The organism is Epilithonimonas hominis, from assembly GCF_003730015.1.
In the GTDB taxonomy this organism is placed as follows: Bacteria; Bacteroidota; Bacteroidia; order Flavobacteriales; family Weeksellaceae; genus Epilithonimonas; species Epilithonimonas hominis.
Genome location: NZ_RJTU01000021.1, coordinates 1 through 18,059, shown reverse-complemented (window position 1 = coordinate 18,059; position 18,059 = coordinate 1). Strand labels below are relative to the sequence as shown.

Genomic DNA, 18,059 nt, shown 5'->3' with positions numbered 1-18,059 from the left:
TGAGGTTTTTATGGCAGCTTAATCCGCCTTCCACTCCCGCTTTTTTCTTTTTTAGCAAAAAAAGAAAAAGAGCTCCGTTCAAGTCGGGCTGCGACATTTGACCTTCGAATCAACATTCTCTTATGAAAAGAAAAGTCTTACTTATTTACACCGGCGGAACCATCGGGATGGAAAAAGATTATGAAACAGGAAGTCTTGTTCCATTTGATTTTTCCACTATTTTCAAGAGAATCCCAGAAATGAATCTTTTGGAATGCGAGGTTTCTGTTCATCCTTTTGAAAAACCGGTCGATTCTTCTGATATGGGACCCAATGAATGGCGAATGATAGCAGAATGGATTTATAAAAATTATGATGCTTTTGACGGATTCTTAATTCTTCACGGAACAGATACGATGTCCTACACGGCTTCTGCACTTAGTTTTATGCTGAAGAATCTGGGTAAACCAGTGATTTTGACAGGTTCTCAATTACCCATTGGAGATTTGCGAACCGATGCCAAGGAAAATCTTTTGACGAGCTTATATTACGCCAGTCTTTATGAAAATGATGAAGCCGTCATCAAAGAAGTCGCTGTTTATTTTGAATATAAACTTCTTCGTGGAAATAGAAGCCTGAAATATTCTGCTGAGTTTTTCGATGCTTATCAAAGTCCTAATTATCCCATTCTTGGGCAATCCGGAGTTCATCTTAATATTGAAAAAGATTTGCTTTGGAAACCTAAAGGCAAATTTGAACTAGATATTTATCTCAATGAAAAAGTGATTTTTTACAGGATTTTTCCAGGAATGAACTTTGAATCTCTATTGGAATTCAAAACTCCAGAAGCGATTGTTTTGCAGGTTTTCGGTTCGGGAACGATTTTTAATAATGAAAAAACGCAGAATGTCCTTCAGGAATTGAGAATTCGTGGAATAGAAATAGTTGTGATAAGTCAGTGTGTGTCAGGCGGAATTAGTTTTGGGAAATATAGCAATAGTAATATTTTCACAACTATCGGTGCCATCAGCGGAAAAGATATGACAGCGGAAGCTGCGATTACCAAAGTAATGCATATTCTCAACAATCCTAAATATGATAAGTCATTCTCCGAATTATTCAGTGAAAATATTTCGGGAGAAGTGACAGAAGATTTTTAAAAATCCTTGGAGGAATAAGATATTTCATTATATTTGCAACCTCAATTAGAGAGGTGTCCGAGTGGTTGAAGGAGCTACCCTGGAAAGGTAGTATACGGGTAACTGTATCGAGGGTTCGAATCCCTTCCTCTCTGCGAATGCAGAAAGCAAATTGCATCAAAAGTCTTTAAATCTTAGTGTTTAAAGGCTTTTTTGTATTTACAGCATACTAGAAAACAGCGAAATTGTGTAGATACTATGAGGGCATTTAGGTGATTTAAATTTAACCAAAAAAGAGATGGCTTTGATTGGTCAAAAATCCGAACACTCTCGGAGACAAAGTTAGATTTTTTTTCATTAAAGCCAGAACGAGGTATCAACAGAGTCATTTGTTTTTTGGAAAACCACAGTCTCAGCTTATCGGAAATGGAAGTGGTCGACATCAAAAAAGTGGTCGACGTTTGGCAGCAACAATATGAGGAATTGGGTTCTGAAGAGTACATCAACCACGTTCAGATATTTGAAAACAAAGGACGTGTGATGGGTTGCCGCAATGCGCATCCGCACGGACAAATATGGGCACAATCCTCCGTTCCTTCTATTTGTTTGAAAACTCAGGAAAACCTGAAAAAATATTTTAACAAAAACGGAACTACTCTGTTGCGCGATTATTTGACAACAGAATTGAAATCTAGCGAAAGAATCATTTTGGAAAACGAAGATTTTGTAGCATTGGTGCCGTTTTGGGTTGTTTGGCCTTATGAAACAATCATTATAAGCAAAAGAGTGATGGAAAATATATTGCAGTTCTCAAATAGCGAAAAATTATCTTTAGCATCGATAATAAAGGATTTGACAACGATGTATGACAATCTTTTTGAGATTTCATTTCCTTATTCAGCAGGGATTCATCAATCGCCCACGGACGGAAAATCACATCCCGAATGGCATTTTCATATGCATTTTTATCCACTTTTATTAAGGAATGCGGAAGTTAAAAAATTTATGGTAGGATACGAAATGCTTGCTGAAGCGCAACGCGACATCACCCCGGAGCAAAGTGCTGAAATATTGAAAAATATCTCCACTGTTCATTATAAGATAGGAAAATAAAAATTTTAGCCTCATTATAAAAAATAGATTGGTATTATTGCTTGAAATTAATTTTATGAAAGATATAAAACTGATCGTTACCGATATGGATGGCACTTTCCTCAATTCAAAACACGAGGTTGGTAAGGACTTTCCCGGTATCTATCAGGAACTTAAGAAAAGAAATATTCTTTTTGTTCCTGCGAGTGGCAGACAAATGCCGGGAATTACCCATTATTTCAAAGATATAGAAGAAGATATGGGTTTTATTGCAGAAAATGGTGGCTATGTGGTTTATAAAAACAACGAGCTTTTTGTAGACAAAATGGATTATGTACTTGTGAAGGAGATTATCATCGCGGTACGGAATATTCCTGGTGCTAGAGCCGTTCTTTCTGCCCGCAAAAAAGCTTATTTTGAAAGCAATGATAACGATTTTAAAAATTATTTAACCAAATATTATACAGAAAATCAAAAAGTAGATGATCTGACCGAGGAAATAGATGACAATGCTTTCAAAATTGCCGTTTATCATCCGGACAGTTCTGAAGCTCATCTCTATCCTTTTCTAAAAAAATTTGAAGAGGCCAATCTGGAGGTCGTTATATCTGGAAAATACTGGCTGGATATTATGAACAAAGGTATTAACAAAGGCAATGCTGTGGAAAAATTACAAAATGCTCTTGGGATTTCGCAAGACGAGACCATGGTTTTTGGGGATTATATGAATGATATCAAAATGTTGGAAAATTCGAGATATTCATACGCCATGAAGAATGCACATCCCTTGGTAAAGAAAATCGCTTGTTTTGAAGCAGATTCCAATGATGAATTCGGAGTTTTAAAGACTATTAGAAAATTTCTAGATCTAACTTCGTAAGCCTTTTTTCCTAATATTTCATGACTCCACCCGCTCACTAAAGCAATAGATGCTCAGAATTATTTTGCCGAGTGTATTCTTAGCAGCCTCAGATGCGAGTTTAAAAAAAAATCTTTTGCAGGTTAGCATTTAATAGGTGATCTATAAATACAAATCCTCTGCGTATGCAGAGGTTTTTTTGTATTTTATTGATAACGTTGGTGTTCTTTTGGTTTGGAAAACTTTTCTATAATTGGTTTGAATAGGGCTCTATATTTCTCGATATCAAAAAGCTGAGAGTCTGTCAGAGCTTTATAAGTCAGCCAGATACTGAAGGGAAATAAAGCAATATTGGGAATCCAGGTTGCCAGATAAGGATTCATTGCGCCTTTCCAGGCTAGGTTTTCCATAGAAAGATTCAGCACATAGAAAATAATGAAAATAATAATGGCAATAATGACAGGCAGTCCCATTCCTCCTTTTCTGATAATAGATCCCAAGCTGGCACCAATGAGGAAAAATATAATGCAAGTAAAAGAATAAGAAATAATTCTCTGCTGATAAATTACAATTTTATTATGCTGTTTTATAGTATCTCTGATGCCGGTTTCATTTGAATTTACACTTGATTTTAAGGCTTCTATTTTATTATAAGCACCCCAAAGGACTTCTAGTTTTTTATCTTTTTTCAGCGTATCGATTTTGTAAGGCTGAGTGATCTTATCCTTAGTTTTGGTTTTATCAATATATTCTACGTAATTATTGGTCTGTGAGATAACGGGAGTTGCAATGGAGTTAAGCGTAGCGAAATTACCTTTTCTGTTTTTTTCCAATGTTTCCTGAACTTCGCCGTAAGTCTGAAAACGGTAATCATCAGTAATTTTTTCTTTTTCTATAGCATTGTTTATAAGTTCGCTGATGTCAAAATGGTTTACAAGACTGTCAAATTTTACAGACTGATTCGGCTGTTTCAGTCTTTCATTATAATTCTTGTTGGAAATATCATCAGTAAAAACATAGCCGTTGTAAAGAATTAGTTTTAGATAATTGCGGTCTACAGCTGGTGCAAACTTACCGCTTTTGGCTATGATGGTTTGCTGATCATCATAGGAACTTGCATTTTTATGAAGGAAAACACCTTCCAGTTTTTCGCCTTTCTCGCCGTATATTTTATCAAATTTCACCGAGTATCCTGATATTTGGTCTATAAAAAACCCTGGCGTAAAATTGATCGCCGGTTTAGATGAGATGATATTGAACATCATATTTTTGGCCTTCCGCTGGAAATCTGGGATCACATTATTGGAAAAAAGAAAGAGAATCCCTGCTAGAAATGAAACTGTAATAAAGAGTGGCATCATCACCCGCACAAGTGAGATTCCCGCAGCCTTCATTGCAGCCAGTTCATAGCGCTCGCCAAAATCTCCGAAAGTCATAATCGAAGAAAGCAAGATCGTAAGTGGCAAAACCATACTCACGACACTGATTCCCAGATAAAAAAGAAACTTGGATATTTCCCAATAGGTTAGGCCTTTTCCCGTCAGTTGCGACATCTGCGTCCAGATAATGTTTACAATAAAAATGAAAAACAATACACTGAATATGAACAGAAATGGCCCGAAAAAAGTCTTGATAATATATTGATCTAATTTTTTCAAATCCGAATTTTAGACCTCAAAAATAATGCAAAAAAAGCAATACTGAAATCGATAACTAAATTTTGGCAAATTTTTATGTATAATTATTTGGGCAGCTATTTGATTACATCGAAAGCTATTTAATATTTATTTTTTATGGCAGCTTTTCCGTCTTCCACTCCCGCTTTTTTCTTTTTTCTCTGAAAAAAGAAAAAGAGCTCCGTTCAAGCCGGGCTGCGCGCAATTCAATGAAAAAACCGCATTGATTAATTGCGGTTTTTAGTCTAATGACAATATAAGTAAATTCCTTAATCGTCTATTATCTCAAAGTCTTGTTAAAAAATATAATCTGTACTCAGGAAATTAGAATCGTGGTCTCTTACAATCGTGTTCAAGAGTTCTTTGTTGGAATCAGTTACTTTTGCAGCAACCAAAGATCGGATTGAGAAAGATCTCAATGCATCGAAAACAGACAAAGTTCCTTCTGCGCTATCTTTTCTTCCTGTGAAAGGGAAAACGTCTGGTCCACGTTGCGCCTGGCAATTGATGTTCACACGACTTACCAAATTCACAAAAGGATCAATCAATTTAGAAACTTCCAAAGCATCTTCACTGAAAATACTGACTTGCATCCCGTGGTTTGCGTTCACTTGATAATCGATAGGTTCTTCTATCGTTTCAAATGGTACAACTGGAATCACTGGACCAAACTGCTCTTCGTGATACAATTTCATTTGGTCATTTACAGGATAAACCACAGCTGGAAAAACAAAAGAAGCTTCATTATAACCGCCATTTTCATTTAATACTTTTGCGCCTTTTGAGACCGCATCAGCGATACATTCTTCCAAATAAGGCGGTTTGTTTACTTCTGGGAGTGGTGTGATTTTGACATCTTTTTCCCAAGGCAATCCACCTTTCAAAGCAGAAACGGCATCTGTCAATTTCTTTGTAAATTCCTCAGCAACATCTTTCTGAACGAAGATTAGTTTCAATGCTGTACAACGTTGCCCATTGAAAGATAACGATCCTAAAATAATTTCACTAACAGCAATATCCAAGTTGGCATTTTTAGTGACGATGGCTGCATTTTTAGCATCAAGACTTAGGATTGCTCTCAGTCTGTTCACTTTTGGGTGAAGTTTTTTCAAACCATTGGCTACCTTACTAGAACCGATGAAAGCCAGAACATTCACTTTTCCACTTTCCATAATTGGGGTGATAATCTCTGAACCTTTTCCATACAAAGTGTTAACCGTTCCTTTTGGAAATGCTTCTTGGAAGGCTTTTAATAGAGGATAATGAGCGAGAACGCCGTGTTTTGGTAGTTTGAACAAAATCGTATTTCCCATTATCAAAGCTGGAATCAGCGTTGTGAAAATCTCATTCAATGGATAGTTAAAAGGTCCCATACTCAAGACAACTCCAAGTGGCGCTCTTCGGATTTGAGCAATAGTTCCTTCTGCTTGCTGAAATCTTGATGATTCTCTGTCCAAATCTTTCAAAGCATCGATGGTTTGGTTGATGTAATCTACGGTTCTGTCAAATTCTTTGGTAGAATCGGGGAGGGTTTTGCCAATTTCCCACATCAATAGTTTGATGACCAGATCACGTTCTTTGATCATCAAACCAACAAACTTCTGCATACATTGGATTCTGCCTTCTACAGACATCGTTGGCCATACGCCAAGTCCGTTGTCATAGGCTTTTACACAAGCATCTAAAACATCCAACGCTTCTTGTGGTCCGATATTCGGGATGCTACCCAGAAGTTTTCTCTCCAATCCGTTTTCTGTTGGGATGCAAACTGGCGAATAGATTTCAGTAACATCTCCATTCCATTGAACCAATTCTCCATTGAGAAGATATTCTCTTTGATGGATGACGGGAACTTTATATTCTTCCGGGATTTCGCTTTCTGATTTGAATAAATTGTTGAAATTACTTTGTCCTGAACTCATAGTTTTTTGTTTAGTGTGAAATTACATTCGATTTCTCGAAGTATAAATTTAGAGTTTAAAATTGGTTTAGAAATAGCCGAATTATTAATTTATTGTATTCGAAAATAAAAAACTCAACTTTAAAGCTGAGTTGTTAATTAATTCAAATTTTATTAATCTGTTGCTTTGATTGCCCATAATAATAACAAAGGCTGCATAAAAAGTCTGGCGAATCTCTTATTATCGGTATTGAGTCCAAAGCTGTCTTTTCTGTTTTTGTACTGGGCAATATTCCCGGGAAAAACGGCAGTGAATAATCCGGCGGCTACCCTTCCTACAAGGGATTCGTATTTCTTGGGCGCAGCAATGATGGCTGTTCCCATTGCTATTTCTACAATTCCGGAATAGACTACTGTGTCATCCTTTTCCAAAGGCACCCATTCCGGAACCTGAGCCTGGAATTCTTTTCTGGCAAAGGTCAAGTGTCCGATTCCTGCTGAAATCAGCATTGCGCCTAATCCGTATTTTGCGATGGTTTTGATTGTAGTTGCTTCCATAATGAATGATTTTTATGAAAGAGGTTCAAGAATGATTCCAAAACTTGTAAAAATTGAATTCCAAAAGTCAGAAAAGTTTATGAATTGTTCTACTAGAATGTTGTATTCAGTAGTCCATATCCCTTTGAAGGGCAATCGGTGTACACTTTACGTGTGCAAAACCTGGATTTGTTGGTATTGGATTTTGGAATTTTGATGGAGCTATTTCTTCTTTTTTATGGTTTACGAAAGCTTTAACTATAAGTGATTGCGGTTTTGTAGATTTGAGAATGTAAATTATTAATTAAACCTGCCTAACGTAGGTTTTTTAATTACAATCAATCTGTAAATCTACTTCTTCAAAATAACATCATAACTCTTTATTCGATAGCTGGAATCAGCCTCTTTGCCTTTTGATAAAGAAGATGTCATCCTGAAAAGCGCTAAAACCAACTTGCTTTTTTACAAATGAAAATACCGCGGATCGGGATATTGGAACTCAAAATCCAATTCCTGAATCAGTTTTGCGGGCGAGATGGTTCTGCCTTTTGTGGTTCGTTCGCCAGAGTAGGAGAGTCCTTTCTGGGCATTGATGACTTCTTCTTTGCTGGGATGGATGGGCGCTACGATGTTGTAAACCTTGGATCGGGATTGTTGCGCCAATATTTTTTCGATGGCGGTACAGATATCGGCGTAATGGATGTGGTTCACCAACTGAGCGAGATTGGAGATGTTGTAGTTCTTGAGCAGTCTTTGGTCGCCCATAAGACCTGCTAATCTCAGGATATTGGTTTGGGGAAATTGTTCCAGGATGAAGCTTTCGCTTTCTACTTCCTCCGCCGGTTTGTCGGCCTCGGTGTAGTCTTGTTCGGTCTCGGGATAGACGCCTGTGGAACTGAGGAGGAAGAGCTGCCCTTTGTAATCTCCTAAAAACTTCAGAAGATTTTGCTGCCTTTCCTTCATGGAAACCTGCATTCCTCTGATCCCGGAAAACGGAATGGTAACAATAACAGCATCAAGTTCAGATGCAACTTCCCATTCCTTCATTTCAGGATTGATCTCATCTGGAAAACTCGCCAAAGTAGTACGAAATCCTTTAGACTCTAAGTCTTCTATTTTTGATTCTGTGGTTGTGGTTGCGAAGATTTCATATCGGTCGGACAGTCTTTCTGCGATGCGGCTTCCGAGCCAGCCGAAACCGATGATTCCTAGGTTTTGCATTTTAGCTTTTTAATGATTTTTCGTTACCGTTTGGATCTTGGAAGTTTTGGAGGATTTTGACGATTTTTAAAGTGTTGTTTTCTATGATATAGATAAGTGTATTGTGCTTCGTGATTAAAATTTTGTGATAAATTGTATCCTCGTATTTTTGAAAAACTACTTTTCCATCACAAATAATTTCTAGAATTTCATCCAATTTTGTCAGAAAGTCGTCCAGAATTTTATCACTCCAATGTTCAAGAAGATATTCTTCTATATTTCTTAAATCGGAGAGTGATTCGTCAGAGAATTTTATTTTAATTTCTGTATTTTTCTAAACGTAGTCTGCTAGCTTCCATCACTTCTTTGTAGTCGTGAGTTCGTCCGTTTTTAAAGTCTTCTTCTGAACGTTTCAAAGATTCTAAGATTTCTTCTTTGGTTTCATTTCGCCAAGTTCTTGGTTCTACGTATTCGGCAATAATCAGAAGTTCCTGTGGTGTGAATCTTTTCTCCTTCAATTTCTTAAAGAATGTCGGTTTCTTAATTCCCGATTTTTCTATGATAAAGGATAATTTGACTGGAGAGTTTTTTAGAATCTGATCAATGTTATTTTGAATTTCGATGAATTTTTGGATTTCTGCAATCATAATTTTGTGGTTTTTGGTATCATTAATTGATACAAATATAATGTTGATTATCTTGTATTAATTAAAAAAAATAAATTAAAATAGAAAACTATTGCATACGTCCTTTTTTTTTTTTTTCTTTGAATAGTAAGAAGTATAAGCAGAGTAAGAAAAAAGAGCTTATAATTCAAAAAATTATGTTTAATTAAAAAAAATACTAAAATGAAGAAAATTTTTTTTCTGCTTGCTGTTAGTTCAGTGAGCTTGTTGAGTGCTAAAAATGATTTGAAAAATTTTGATAATTCGATAGCTATCGGCGAAATATCTGAAAGCAAAAAAACGTCGACCCAATCAGATTTGTTAAAAAATGAATCAATCAATTCTACGGCATTCCAATTATATGGATTCCCTGTTACATTCTCTTGTGGTGTTTCTTATAATTACGAATTTCCTGCGGGAACAACTGTTTTACAAATGGCTATGGTTGTAGCATATCATGATTATATTTGGTGTCCTTTTTAAAAATTAATTTTCATGCTATTCCCATAATTATGTGGGAATAGTTTTTTTAATGATGAATAAGATATTTAACATACTTATATTTTTTAGTTCTTTTATTTTTGCGCAAGAAATTTCAGATAACTCTAGTTATCGACTTACATACGTGCTGGATTATAAAAGTGATTCTACAAATTCTAGTTATATCCAACAAGAGGTTTTTTACCTGTACGTAACAAATACGGATTCGAAGTTTATTTCAAAAAATAAAATCATTAAGGATTCCATTATGACTGATATTGCTAATGGGGGTAATCCTCTCGGTTTTTTTGGGCTTAAAAATAGACCAAAATCTAAAAATGAATATATTGTTTATAATATAAAATCTCAAAAATTGTTTATAGAAACTATTGGGACTAATAATTTTGGCTATACAATCTTAGACAATCCTAAATGGTTGATGACTGGCAAACAGCAGAATTTAGAAAAATTTAGAGCCGATGAAGCGAAAACACAAAATTACTTGGGAAGAAACTGGACAGCACTTTTTGATTCCTCTCATTCTTTAAATGTAGGTCCTTATAAATTCAATAATTTGCCAGGACTTATAGTGAAGGTTTATGATGATAAAAAAGATTATGTGTTTACTTTGCAAGAGGTAAAAAAAATAGACAAAACTCCAATTATTATTGTTGAAAAATATAAATTACTGAAGGATCGAGAACAACTGATACAAATTAAAAATAACGCTCTTGATAATCCGTTTGCTGAGGCTATTTCTGGAGGAATTAAAATTAATGTGGATCCAAAAGTGATGAAAGAAGCAATTGATAGAAATAAAAAATTGAATAGTAATCCTTTAGAATTAAAGTAGTTCTGTTGTTATATTATTTTTTGAAGAAAAAATAATTATTTCAAATTTGGTTAATTGTGCAACCATTTTTGTATGGGCATACAGATGAAAATATATAAAAAAAACCTGCCTCAAAGCAGGTTTTCCTATATCTAAAAAGTTTTAAAACAAACTCTCATCCACAAAATTCGGCAAGGTCACCTTCAGATTCGGTTCTGCTTCCATCGCTCTTTTGATGGCGAAAACAGCACCTTCATTTCTTGCCCAGCTTCGGCGGGAAATTCCATTGTTGACGTCCCAGAAGAGCATAGATTTTAATCTTCTGTCGGCATCATCGCTTCCATCGAGCAACATCCCGAAACCACCGTTGATTACTTCGCCCCAGCCAACGCCGCCACCGTTGTGAATAGAAACCCAAGTTGCACCACGGAAACTGTCGCCAATTACATTCTGAATCGCCATATCTGCCGTGAATCTCGAGCCGTCATAAATATTGGACGTCTCTCTGTACGGCGAATCCGTCCCCGAAACATCGTGATGGTCTCTTCCCAAAACCACCGCCCCGATTTCTCCGTTGGCAATGGCTTTGTTGAAGGCTTCTGCGATTTTCATTCTTCCTTCCGCATCGGCATATAGAATTCTCGCCTGTGAACCTACAACCAGTTTATTTTCCTGAGCGCCTTTGATCCACTGGATGTTGTCTTTCATCTGTTGTTGGATTTCTTCGGGAGAATTTTTAATCATTTCCTCTAAAACCTGGCAGGCAATTTCGTCTGTTTTCTGTAAATCTTCCGGTTTTCCGCTGGTACAAACCCAACGGAACGGCCCAAAACCGTAATCGAAACACATTGGTCCCATAATATCCTGAACATAACTCGGATAGGCGAAGGTTTCGCCACCCAATTTTGAGCGATTCGCTGGACAGAAATTTCCGTTTTCATCTTTAAAAACATCAGCTCCGGCTCTGGAAGCTTCCAGTAAAAAAGCATTTCCGTAATCGAAGAAATAGGTTCCTTTTGCTGTATGTTTGTTGATAGCAGAAGCGTGTCTTCTCAAGGTTTCCTGAACTTTTTCTTTGAATAGTTCAGGGTTTTCAGCCATCATTATATTGGATTCCTCAAAGGTTTGTTCAACCGGATAATAACCGCCTGCCCAAGGATTGTGAAGCGAAGTCTGGTCTGAACCGATGTCAATTCTTAAATTTTCTGCATCAAATTTTTCCCAAACTTCAACAATGTTTCCAAGATAAGCCAGAGAAACCGTTTCCTGATTTTCCTGTGCATTTCTTACTCTGGAAACCAAGTCATCCAGATTTTCGTATATTTCGTTCACCCATTTCTGGTCGTGACGGATTTTAGTAATCTTTGGATTCACTTCTGCAATCACCGTAACACAACCTGCAATATTTCCTGCTTTTGGCTGAGCTCCGGACATCCCGCCCAAACCAGAAGTCACAAACAATCCGCCTTTTGGCTCTTTATTTATTTTTCTGAAAGCATTCAAAACGGTAATTGTTGTTCCGTGAACAATTCCCTGCGGACCAATGTACATATAAGATCCTGCCGTCATTTGTCCGTACTGCGTCACACCCAAAGCATTGAATTTTTCCCAATCATCCGGTTTAGAATAATTTGGAATCATCATTCCGTTGGTCACAACCACTCTCGGTGCATCTTTGTGCGAAGGAAATAATCCCATCGGATGACCGGAATACATCGTTAATGTTTGTTCGTCAGTCATTTCAGACAGATATTTCATTGTCAAAAGATACTGCGCCCAGTTCGAGAAAACTGCACCATTTCCACCATAAGTAATCAATTCGTGAGGGTGTTGTGCAACTGCATAATCCAGATTGTTCTGAATCATCAGCATAATCGCTTTTGCCTGCTCAGATTTGCCGGGATATTCTGCAATGTCTCTCGCTTTCATCTCATAATCCGGACGGAAACGGTACATATAAATTCTGCCATATTTCTCTAGTTCTTCCTTGAATTCCGGCAATAATTCTGCGTGGAATTTGGGTTCGAAATAACGTAAGGCGTTTTTCAGAGCAAGTTTTTTCTCTTCATCCGTTAAGATTTCTTTACGTTTCGGAGCGTGATTGATGGTTGGGTCGTATGGTTTCGGCTGAGGTAATTCTGCGGGAATGCCTTGTTGTATTTGTTCTTGGAAAGTCATTATTTAGTTAATGGTTGTTTATTGATAGATGTAGGATCTTTTATGGTTTTAAAGATATTCAAAATGAAAAACATCCGCAAAACGTTTATGGTAATTTGTTAAAACCTATATTTGCATCCGTAAAAAGGGTAAATCGTGTGTAATTCACGAGCTGCCGCGCAACCGTAATCTGTGTTTACAGAAAGTCGGATCCCCGAATTCTTTTGCGATTTGAAGTAGAATTCTTTTCAGTTTTCTATTCATTTCAATGTTTAATATTAATTCTAAAAAAGAAATGAATTACGAAATCCAGATCCAGGAATCTGAAACCCATGTTTTCAAAGTTGTTTTTCCCAACACAACCAATCATCACAACACAATGTTTGGTGGAAAAGTAATGGAAATGATGGATGAAGTGGCTTTTATGACTGCTACTCGATTTGCCAGAAAATCATTTGTAACCGTAAGCTGTGACAGAATCGATTTCAAGAAACCTATTCCTGCAGATACTTTGGTGGAACTGATTGGAAGAGTAAAATACGTCGGGAAAACCAGCTTGAAGGTGGGTGTAGAAATTTTCGTGGAAGAGATGTACGATAATACCCGCGAGAAAGCTGTGTCGGGCGATTTTACGCTTGTTGCGATAGACAAGAACAAGAGACCGTTGAAAATATTTCCATAAAAAAAGAGACTGTAGATACACAGTCTCTTTTATTTAATCATTATATGACATAATCACTATTCAATTATTAATTTTTCTGCATCGGATTTTCCATTGTCAGAAATTATAACCAGATAAGTTCCTTTTATCAATCCTTTAGTGGAGATAGAGTCTGAGCTGTTTTTCTTTCTTTCAAAAGATTTTACCAGTTTACCATTCATGTCAAGTATTTCTACTTTGATAGTTGCGTTTCCAACTGTTGGAGCAGCTTTTATAAAGAATTCTTCTTTTGCAGGGTTTGGATAGATGCCGAAATTTTTATTTCTGGCAATATCCTCGGTAGCAAGTACACAAGCAGGTGGAACCGTAAAATCTTCTACCTGATCTGTTATGCTAGTACTGGTTCCTGCAGATGCATTAACTCCCAAACCTCTTCTTGCGAAAACATTCCAGATTAAACAATTATCTGCACCGCCTGCCAACTGATCTGCCTGTAGAATGGCATCTCTTCCGGATACAAAATTAGGGTTACAAGGCTGAAGTTTTAAACCGTCCATCACGAGTTGAAGGGCTTTTGCACTACCAGAATTTGGATCAGCTGTGATATCATAGTTATAACCATACTTTTCCGCCATTTTCCAATGTAAATCCCATAACATCGTTGCCCAAATCTGACCTACAGCATGAGCCTGGCCTTGTGTAGTATTAGTATTTGCATAAGTAAAAGGATTTGCTGTCATATCTGTCGTGTAACGATAGCTTCTGATTCCTAGGGCTGTAGTAGGCGAGTTGGTTGAATAAGTTCCAATACCCCTTCCAGTTGTGGATATGTATCCAGGTGTATTTGTAAGCATTAGCGCAAAAAAATCTGACCAGCCTTCTCCCATTTGCTCTAGATTTGTGAGACAGCTGTATCCTTGTCCAGTTAATCTGTTAGAAACGCCATGTCCGTACTCATGGATCACAACGCCATTATCAAAACTTGAATTTTTGTATCCAACAGCAAGGTCTTTAAGATTCACATTGACAGTTTTTCCAGCATTAAGCTCGGAGGTAATAAAATCACCTTCATCTTTTGGAATCATAATAGTTGGTATGCTTACATTGGTAACGTTTGCAACAGAAATATCAGATACAGAATTAGAAGTAGTTCTGTGTACAATCATCCCTATGGCACCAGCATCCTGAACATTTTTTGCTTTTATATTATAAGCACAACTGGCGGTATTAACCATAGCTATTTTTCCGGTAAGACTTTCGGCGGTTAGAGCTGTACAAGCATTGGTAACAGATGGTATGGCCACATTTGCCGTTACACCCGTTTCCATCAGTTGCTTTCCGAAGTTTGCAGCTCCGCTATTCACTGCAGGTCTTGTAGCTAAGACAGGATCGGTATAAAATAATCTTTGCTTCAATGGCACACTATAATTCCAAAGATACATCTGCATTCTTGGCGCTTGTGTGGTATATGAGCCATTTGTATTTTGGATTTCGTATCCTGACGCAAAATTTGCATTGTTGTAACCACTACCATCAAAAGCTTCTGCTCTTACAGCATCATTACCACCTCCGCCTTTTCCAAAATTATTTGATTGGAAGTTTCTTGAAGTCTATGTAAATCAAAATTTATACATAATATCGTGAATCATATTATTGGCATAAAATAAATTGGTGACAGCAGATGCTCTATTGTCATAGGCGCTTAATGAAGTTGACTCAGCAAATGGAAAATCAAATGTGAGATTTCCGGACGTTGTGCTGGATGGAGTAAATCCAACTGTGTTGGAAGCGTTATTATCTACATAAGCGAGGACATTATTACCATATGTGTTTGTGTAATTAGTTGTTCCGTTAGAATGCCAGCCTTCTGGTGAGGCCGTGAGATCCCAAGGGTTGCTTACGATTGCTCTTGATCCAAAAGTCGGAGCTTATATTGGGAACGGAAAAACGTTATAAGAGGCATTGGTTACAGCTTTTGAAAAGTTTTTATTCTTGAGATTGTTGTTAAAATGAGTCAGAAGATGACTAGAATTCTCAGATGGATCACCAGTAAAATGATTATCTTCAAAAGAACACTCATTAATCATGTTGTTGTTCTCAAGAATTTCACCAGTTGTCAAGCTAACAAGGGTAGAGTAGAATTTATTTTCTTTAGTTTGATTGATGAAAAATAACTGAGCGGGAATTAGTGCGTTGTCTTTCTCATAAAAAAATCTGATACTTGCCACTTTATTATCAGGAAGGTTGATCATATCACCACTCTTCTCATCCAGTAACTCAAAACCACTTGTATTAATATCAAGATGTCTCAGAGCTGTGTATAGCGCTTCTGACTTGTCAATCTTATCACGAACGATATTATTTGGATTAACCCGTATGAAATTATTGTTAAAAGAGATTACGTTTCCGCCCCTTATAACAGCTTTTGCAAGAGACTTATATATTGGCGTGTTATTATAATATTGTTGAACATTTACAATTTCAGACTGAAGACTGTTTGATTTATCCTCATTTTGTATTTTAAATTCTACATTTGAGTTAGCACGGAAAGTAACATCATTTTTGATGAAATTTCTAATGATCTTGTCATTGGTAGATTGTGCATTTAGGTTTGCAAAAAGAAACAATACACCGATTCCAACAGATCTAGTTAGTTGATTTATTATCATATTTAAAATTTATTATATTATAGTTAAATACAGTATTAGCAAAACTATTCAAAAAAATCTTATTTTATGAATAAAATACAAATAAAGTTGTATTATTTGAATATTTGTTAAATAATCAATGATATTGTTGATTATTTTCAAATTAGAAAAGTTTGTTGCCAAGATATACTTTATTAGGCTCTTCCATATATGTTGCAATATTTTCTCTAAAATAAATCATATGTTCCGATGCTTGATGGGATTGAAGATTTTCATTAGTTTCCCATTGTTCGTGGATAAAAAATACACCCTTGTTTCTTACGTCTTCAAACAAATCGTATTGTATGCATCCATTTTCTTTACGGGTTTCGATAACTAGTTTTTTTAATAATTCTATTGCATCCATCATATAATTTTCTTTGATGTGGATGATTGCGCTTAGGTAAACCGCCATAATATTGTGATGTTTTTTAATAGTCAAATTTATAAAATTCAAGTGTTTAAATTTTTAAAAATTTCAATTATACAATTAATAAAAAAAAGTGTACTTTTGGAAAAATTCAAAAAAGCAAAAAATGGCAGAATACAAACTATTGCTCCCAAGTATGGGCGAGGGCGTTATGGAAGCAACTATTATTAGTTGGCTGTTTAATGAAGGCGATTTTATAAAAGAAGATGACTCTGTGGTAGAAATAGCAACAGATAAAGTAGATTCTGATGTTCCGACACCCGTTTCTGGTAAAATTGTTAAAATCCTTAAGCAGAAAGACGAAGTTGCTAAAATTGGTGAAGCCATTGCTATTTTGGAAACAGAAGGCGGTTCGCAGGAATCTCAAGAACCTGAAACAAAGTCTTATGAGGAAGTTAAAGACCAAATTGTTCAGCCTGAGCCAGAAGTTGTAAGTGCTTTGGAGCAACCATTGAGCAACTATTCCGATAACTCATTCAGTAATCAAAACTCAGATATATATCTTTCGCCTTTAGTCAAGTCTATTGTTCAGGAAGAAAAGATTTCTGACTCTGAACTTAGAACCATAAAAGGAAGCGGATTGGAAGGCAGAATTACAAAAGAAGATATTCTAAATTTTGTGAAAAACAGAGCTTCTAAGTCGGAGAGTTCTAGTGTTAAAGAAATAGAGAGTCCTGTAAAGCAAGAAACTCAAACTCAAAAACCCTCAAATCCTCAAACCCTCCAACTCAACGATGGCGACGAAATTATCCAAATGGACAGAGTTCGAAAAATCATTGCAGATGCGATGGTAAACAGCAAACATACTTCGCCACACGTAACTTCGTTTATAGAAACAGATGTTACAAACGTTGTGACTTGGAGAAATGCCAACAAAAATTCTTACCAAAAAAGAGATGGCGAGAAACTGACGTTTATGCCGATTTTCATCAGAGCGGTTGTAAAAGCGATTCAGGATTTCCCAATGATTAATGTTTCTGTAGATGGCGACAAAATCATCAAAAAGAAAAATATCAATATCGGAATGGCTACGGCTCTTCCAGACGGAAATCTGATAGTTCCTGTTATTAAAAACGCAGACCAATTGAGTTTGTCTGGTTTGGCAAAAGCAATCAACGATTTGGCTTACAGAGCAAGAAATAAAAAACTGACGCCGGCAGATACGCAAGGTGCAACCTACACGATTTCCAATGTAGGAACTTTCGGAAACCTGATGGGAACGCCGATTATTCCTCAACCTCAGGTTGCGATTTTAGCAGTTGGTGCGATTGTGAAAAAACCTGCAGTTATCGAGACAGAATTTGGAGATGTGATTGCGATTCGTCAAAAGATGTTTATGTCACATTCTTATGACCATAGAGTAGTGGACGGAAGTCTTGGCGGAATGTTCCTGAAGCACGTCAACGATTATCTCGAAAATTGGGATCTCCATACAGAAATATAATATCAAAGCCTCAGAATTTTCTGAGGCTTTTTGTTTTGTTTTAATATTATAATTTCTTTTTTTCTGGAGATTGTCTGTTTGAAAAAAATGATACAATTTCAATTTTATCATTCATAATTCTGTAGTATAAAGTGTTAAATTTTAAAATTACGGCTTTTCTAGTTTGTAATCTATCAGAATGAGGAAAAATATTTGGATTTTGAGATATGATTGAGGTAATCCTTTCAATTTCATCTCCCAAAATGTCAATTTCCTTTTGAGAAAATTCTCTTTCAAGATATCCAACGGTTTCAGAAAGTTATGGATCAATCTCAAACCTTG

General features: G+C 36.3%; 16 protein-coding genes, 1 tRNA gene and 1 pseudogene. 8 read left to right on the top strand and 10 right to left on the bottom strand.

All coding sequences use genetic code 11. From position 1 onward, the window contains the following. Positions 1-122: 122 nt before the first annotated feature. The 4 genes from EGH73_RS03160 (at position 123) to EGH73_RS03145 (ending at position 3,090) form a co-directional block, all read left to right on the top strand. The gene (locus tag EGH73_RS03160; RefSeq protein ID WP_123280656.1) at positions 123-1,139 is read left to right on the top strand and encodes an asparaginase; all 1,017 of its coding nucleotides are present in this window, start codon (positions 123-125) and stop codon (positions 1,137-1,139) included. 47 nt (positions 1,140-1,186) lie between these two features. Further along, a tRNA-Ser gene (locus EGH73_RS03155) sits at positions 1,187-1,273 on the top strand. A 163-nt stretch (positions 1,274-1,436) separates the two neighbouring features. Then, positions 1,437-2,231, top strand: a complete 795-nt coding sequence (gene galT, locus EGH73_RS03150; protein WP_123280655.1) for a galactose-1-phosphate uridylyltransferase — start codon at positions 1,437-1,439, stop codon at positions 2,229-2,231. A gap of 55 nt (positions 2,232-2,286) precedes the next feature. Then, positions 2,287-3,090 carry a Cof-type HAD-IIB family hydrolase gene (locus EGH73_RS03145; RefSeq protein ID WP_123280654.1) on the top strand — a complete coding sequence of 268 codons (804 nt, stop codon included), beginning with the start codon at positions 2,287-2,289 and terminating at the stop codon, positions 3,088-3,090. A 185-nt stretch (positions 3,091-3,275) separates the two neighbouring features. Here EGH73_RS03145 and EGH73_RS03140 read toward each other — a convergent pair whose 3' ends face one another. The 5 genes from EGH73_RS03140 to EGH73_RS03110 form a co-directional block, all read right to left on the bottom strand. Beyond that, entirely contained in the window at positions 3,276-4,727 is a 1,452-nt protein-coding gene (locus EGH73_RS03140) for an LptF/LptG family permease (protein ID WP_123280653.1), read from the bottom strand. 314 nt (positions 4,728-5,041) lie between these two features. Next, on the bottom strand, positions 5,042-6,667 hold the full coding sequence (locus EGH73_RS03135; RefSeq protein ID WP_123280652.1) for an NADP-dependent glyceraldehyde-3-phosphate dehydrogenase: 1,626 nt from the start codon (positions 6,665-6,667) through the stop codon (positions 5,042-5,044). A 152-nt stretch (positions 6,668-6,819) separates the two neighbouring features. Then, positions 6,820-7,203 carry a DoxX family protein gene (locus EGH73_RS03130; protein WP_123280651.1) on the bottom strand — a complete coding sequence of 128 codons (384 nt, stop codon included), beginning with the start codon at positions 7,201-7,203 and terminating at the stop codon, positions 6,820-6,822. Between the two features lie 441 nt (positions 7,204-7,644). Next, positions 7,645-8,403, bottom strand: a complete 759-nt coding sequence (locus EGH73_RS03120) for a Rossmann-fold NAD(P)-binding domain-containing protein (protein ID WP_123280649.1) — start codon at positions 8,401-8,403, stop codon at positions 7,645-7,647. 296 nt (positions 8,404-8,699) lie between these two features. Then, entirely contained in the window at positions 8,700-9,029 is a 330-nt protein-coding gene (locus EGH73_RS03110) for a hypothetical protein (protein ID WP_123280647.1), read from the bottom strand. Positions 9,030-9,230: 201 nt separating this feature from the next. Here EGH73_RS03110 and EGH73_RS03105 point away from each other — a divergent pair, with 201 nt between their 5' ends. Both EGH73_RS03105 and EGH73_RS03100 read left to right on the top strand, forming a co-directional pair. Next, positions 9,231-9,530, top strand: a complete 300-nt coding sequence (locus EGH73_RS03105) for a hypothetical protein (protein ID WP_123280646.1) — start codon at positions 9,231-9,233, stop codon at positions 9,528-9,530. 49 nt (positions 9,531-9,579) lie between these two features. Then, entirely contained in the window at positions 9,580-10,380 is an 801-nt protein-coding gene (locus EGH73_RS03100; protein ID WP_123280645.1) for a GLPGLI family protein, read from the top strand. Between the two features lie 141 nt (positions 10,381-10,521). Here EGH73_RS03100 and EGH73_RS03095 read toward each other — a convergent pair whose 3' ends face one another. Continuing rightward, complete coding sequence (locus tag EGH73_RS03095; RefSeq protein WP_123280644.1) at positions 10,522-12,537, bottom strand: urocanate hydratase; 2,016 nt, start codon at positions 12,535-12,537, stop codon at positions 10,522-10,524. A gap of 274 nt (positions 12,538-12,811) precedes the next feature. Here EGH73_RS03095 and EGH73_RS03090 point away from each other — a divergent pair, with 274 nt between their 5' ends. Beyond that, positions 12,812-13,198, top strand: coding sequence for an acyl-CoA thioesterase (locus EGH73_RS03090; RefSeq protein ID WP_123280699.1), 387 nt, complete (start codon positions 12,812-12,814; stop codon positions 13,196-13,198). A 56-nt stretch (positions 13,199-13,254) separates the two neighbouring features. Here the strand turns inward: EGH73_RS03090 and EGH73_RS14150 are convergent, their stop codons facing one another. From EGH73_RS14150 to EGH73_RS03070, 4 genes and pseudogenes are all read right to left on the bottom strand, one after another. After that, entirely contained in the window at positions 13,255-13,605 is a 351-nt protein-coding gene (locus tag EGH73_RS14150) for a T9SS type A sorting domain-containing protein (protein ID WP_245985396.1), read from the bottom strand. After that, positions 13,603-15,090, bottom strand: a pseudogene (locus EGH73_RS14145) (M36 family metallopeptidase); the annotation flags it as partial. The pseudogene EGH73_RS14145 and the gene EGH73_RS14150, both read right to left, overlap by 3 nt. Positions 15,091-15,105: 15 nt before the next feature. Next, complete coding sequence (locus tag EGH73_RS03075) at positions 15,106-15,846, bottom strand: hypothetical protein (RefSeq protein WP_123280642.1); 741 nt, start codon at positions 15,844-15,846, stop codon at positions 15,106-15,108. A 142-nt stretch (positions 15,847-15,988) separates the two neighbouring features. Beyond that, positions 15,989-16,279, bottom strand: coding sequence for a putative quinol monooxygenase (locus tag EGH73_RS03070; RefSeq protein WP_228411397.1), 291 nt, complete (start codon positions 16,277-16,279; stop codon positions 15,989-15,991). Between the two features lie 121 nt (positions 16,280-16,400). Here EGH73_RS03070 and EGH73_RS03065 point away from each other — a divergent pair, with 121 nt between their 5' ends. Next, positions 16,401-17,738, top strand: coding sequence for a dihydrolipoamide acetyltransferase family protein (locus EGH73_RS03065; RefSeq protein ID WP_123280641.1), 1,338 nt, complete (start codon positions 16,401-16,403; stop codon positions 17,736-17,738). Positions 17,739-18,059 lie beyond the last annotated feature (321 nt).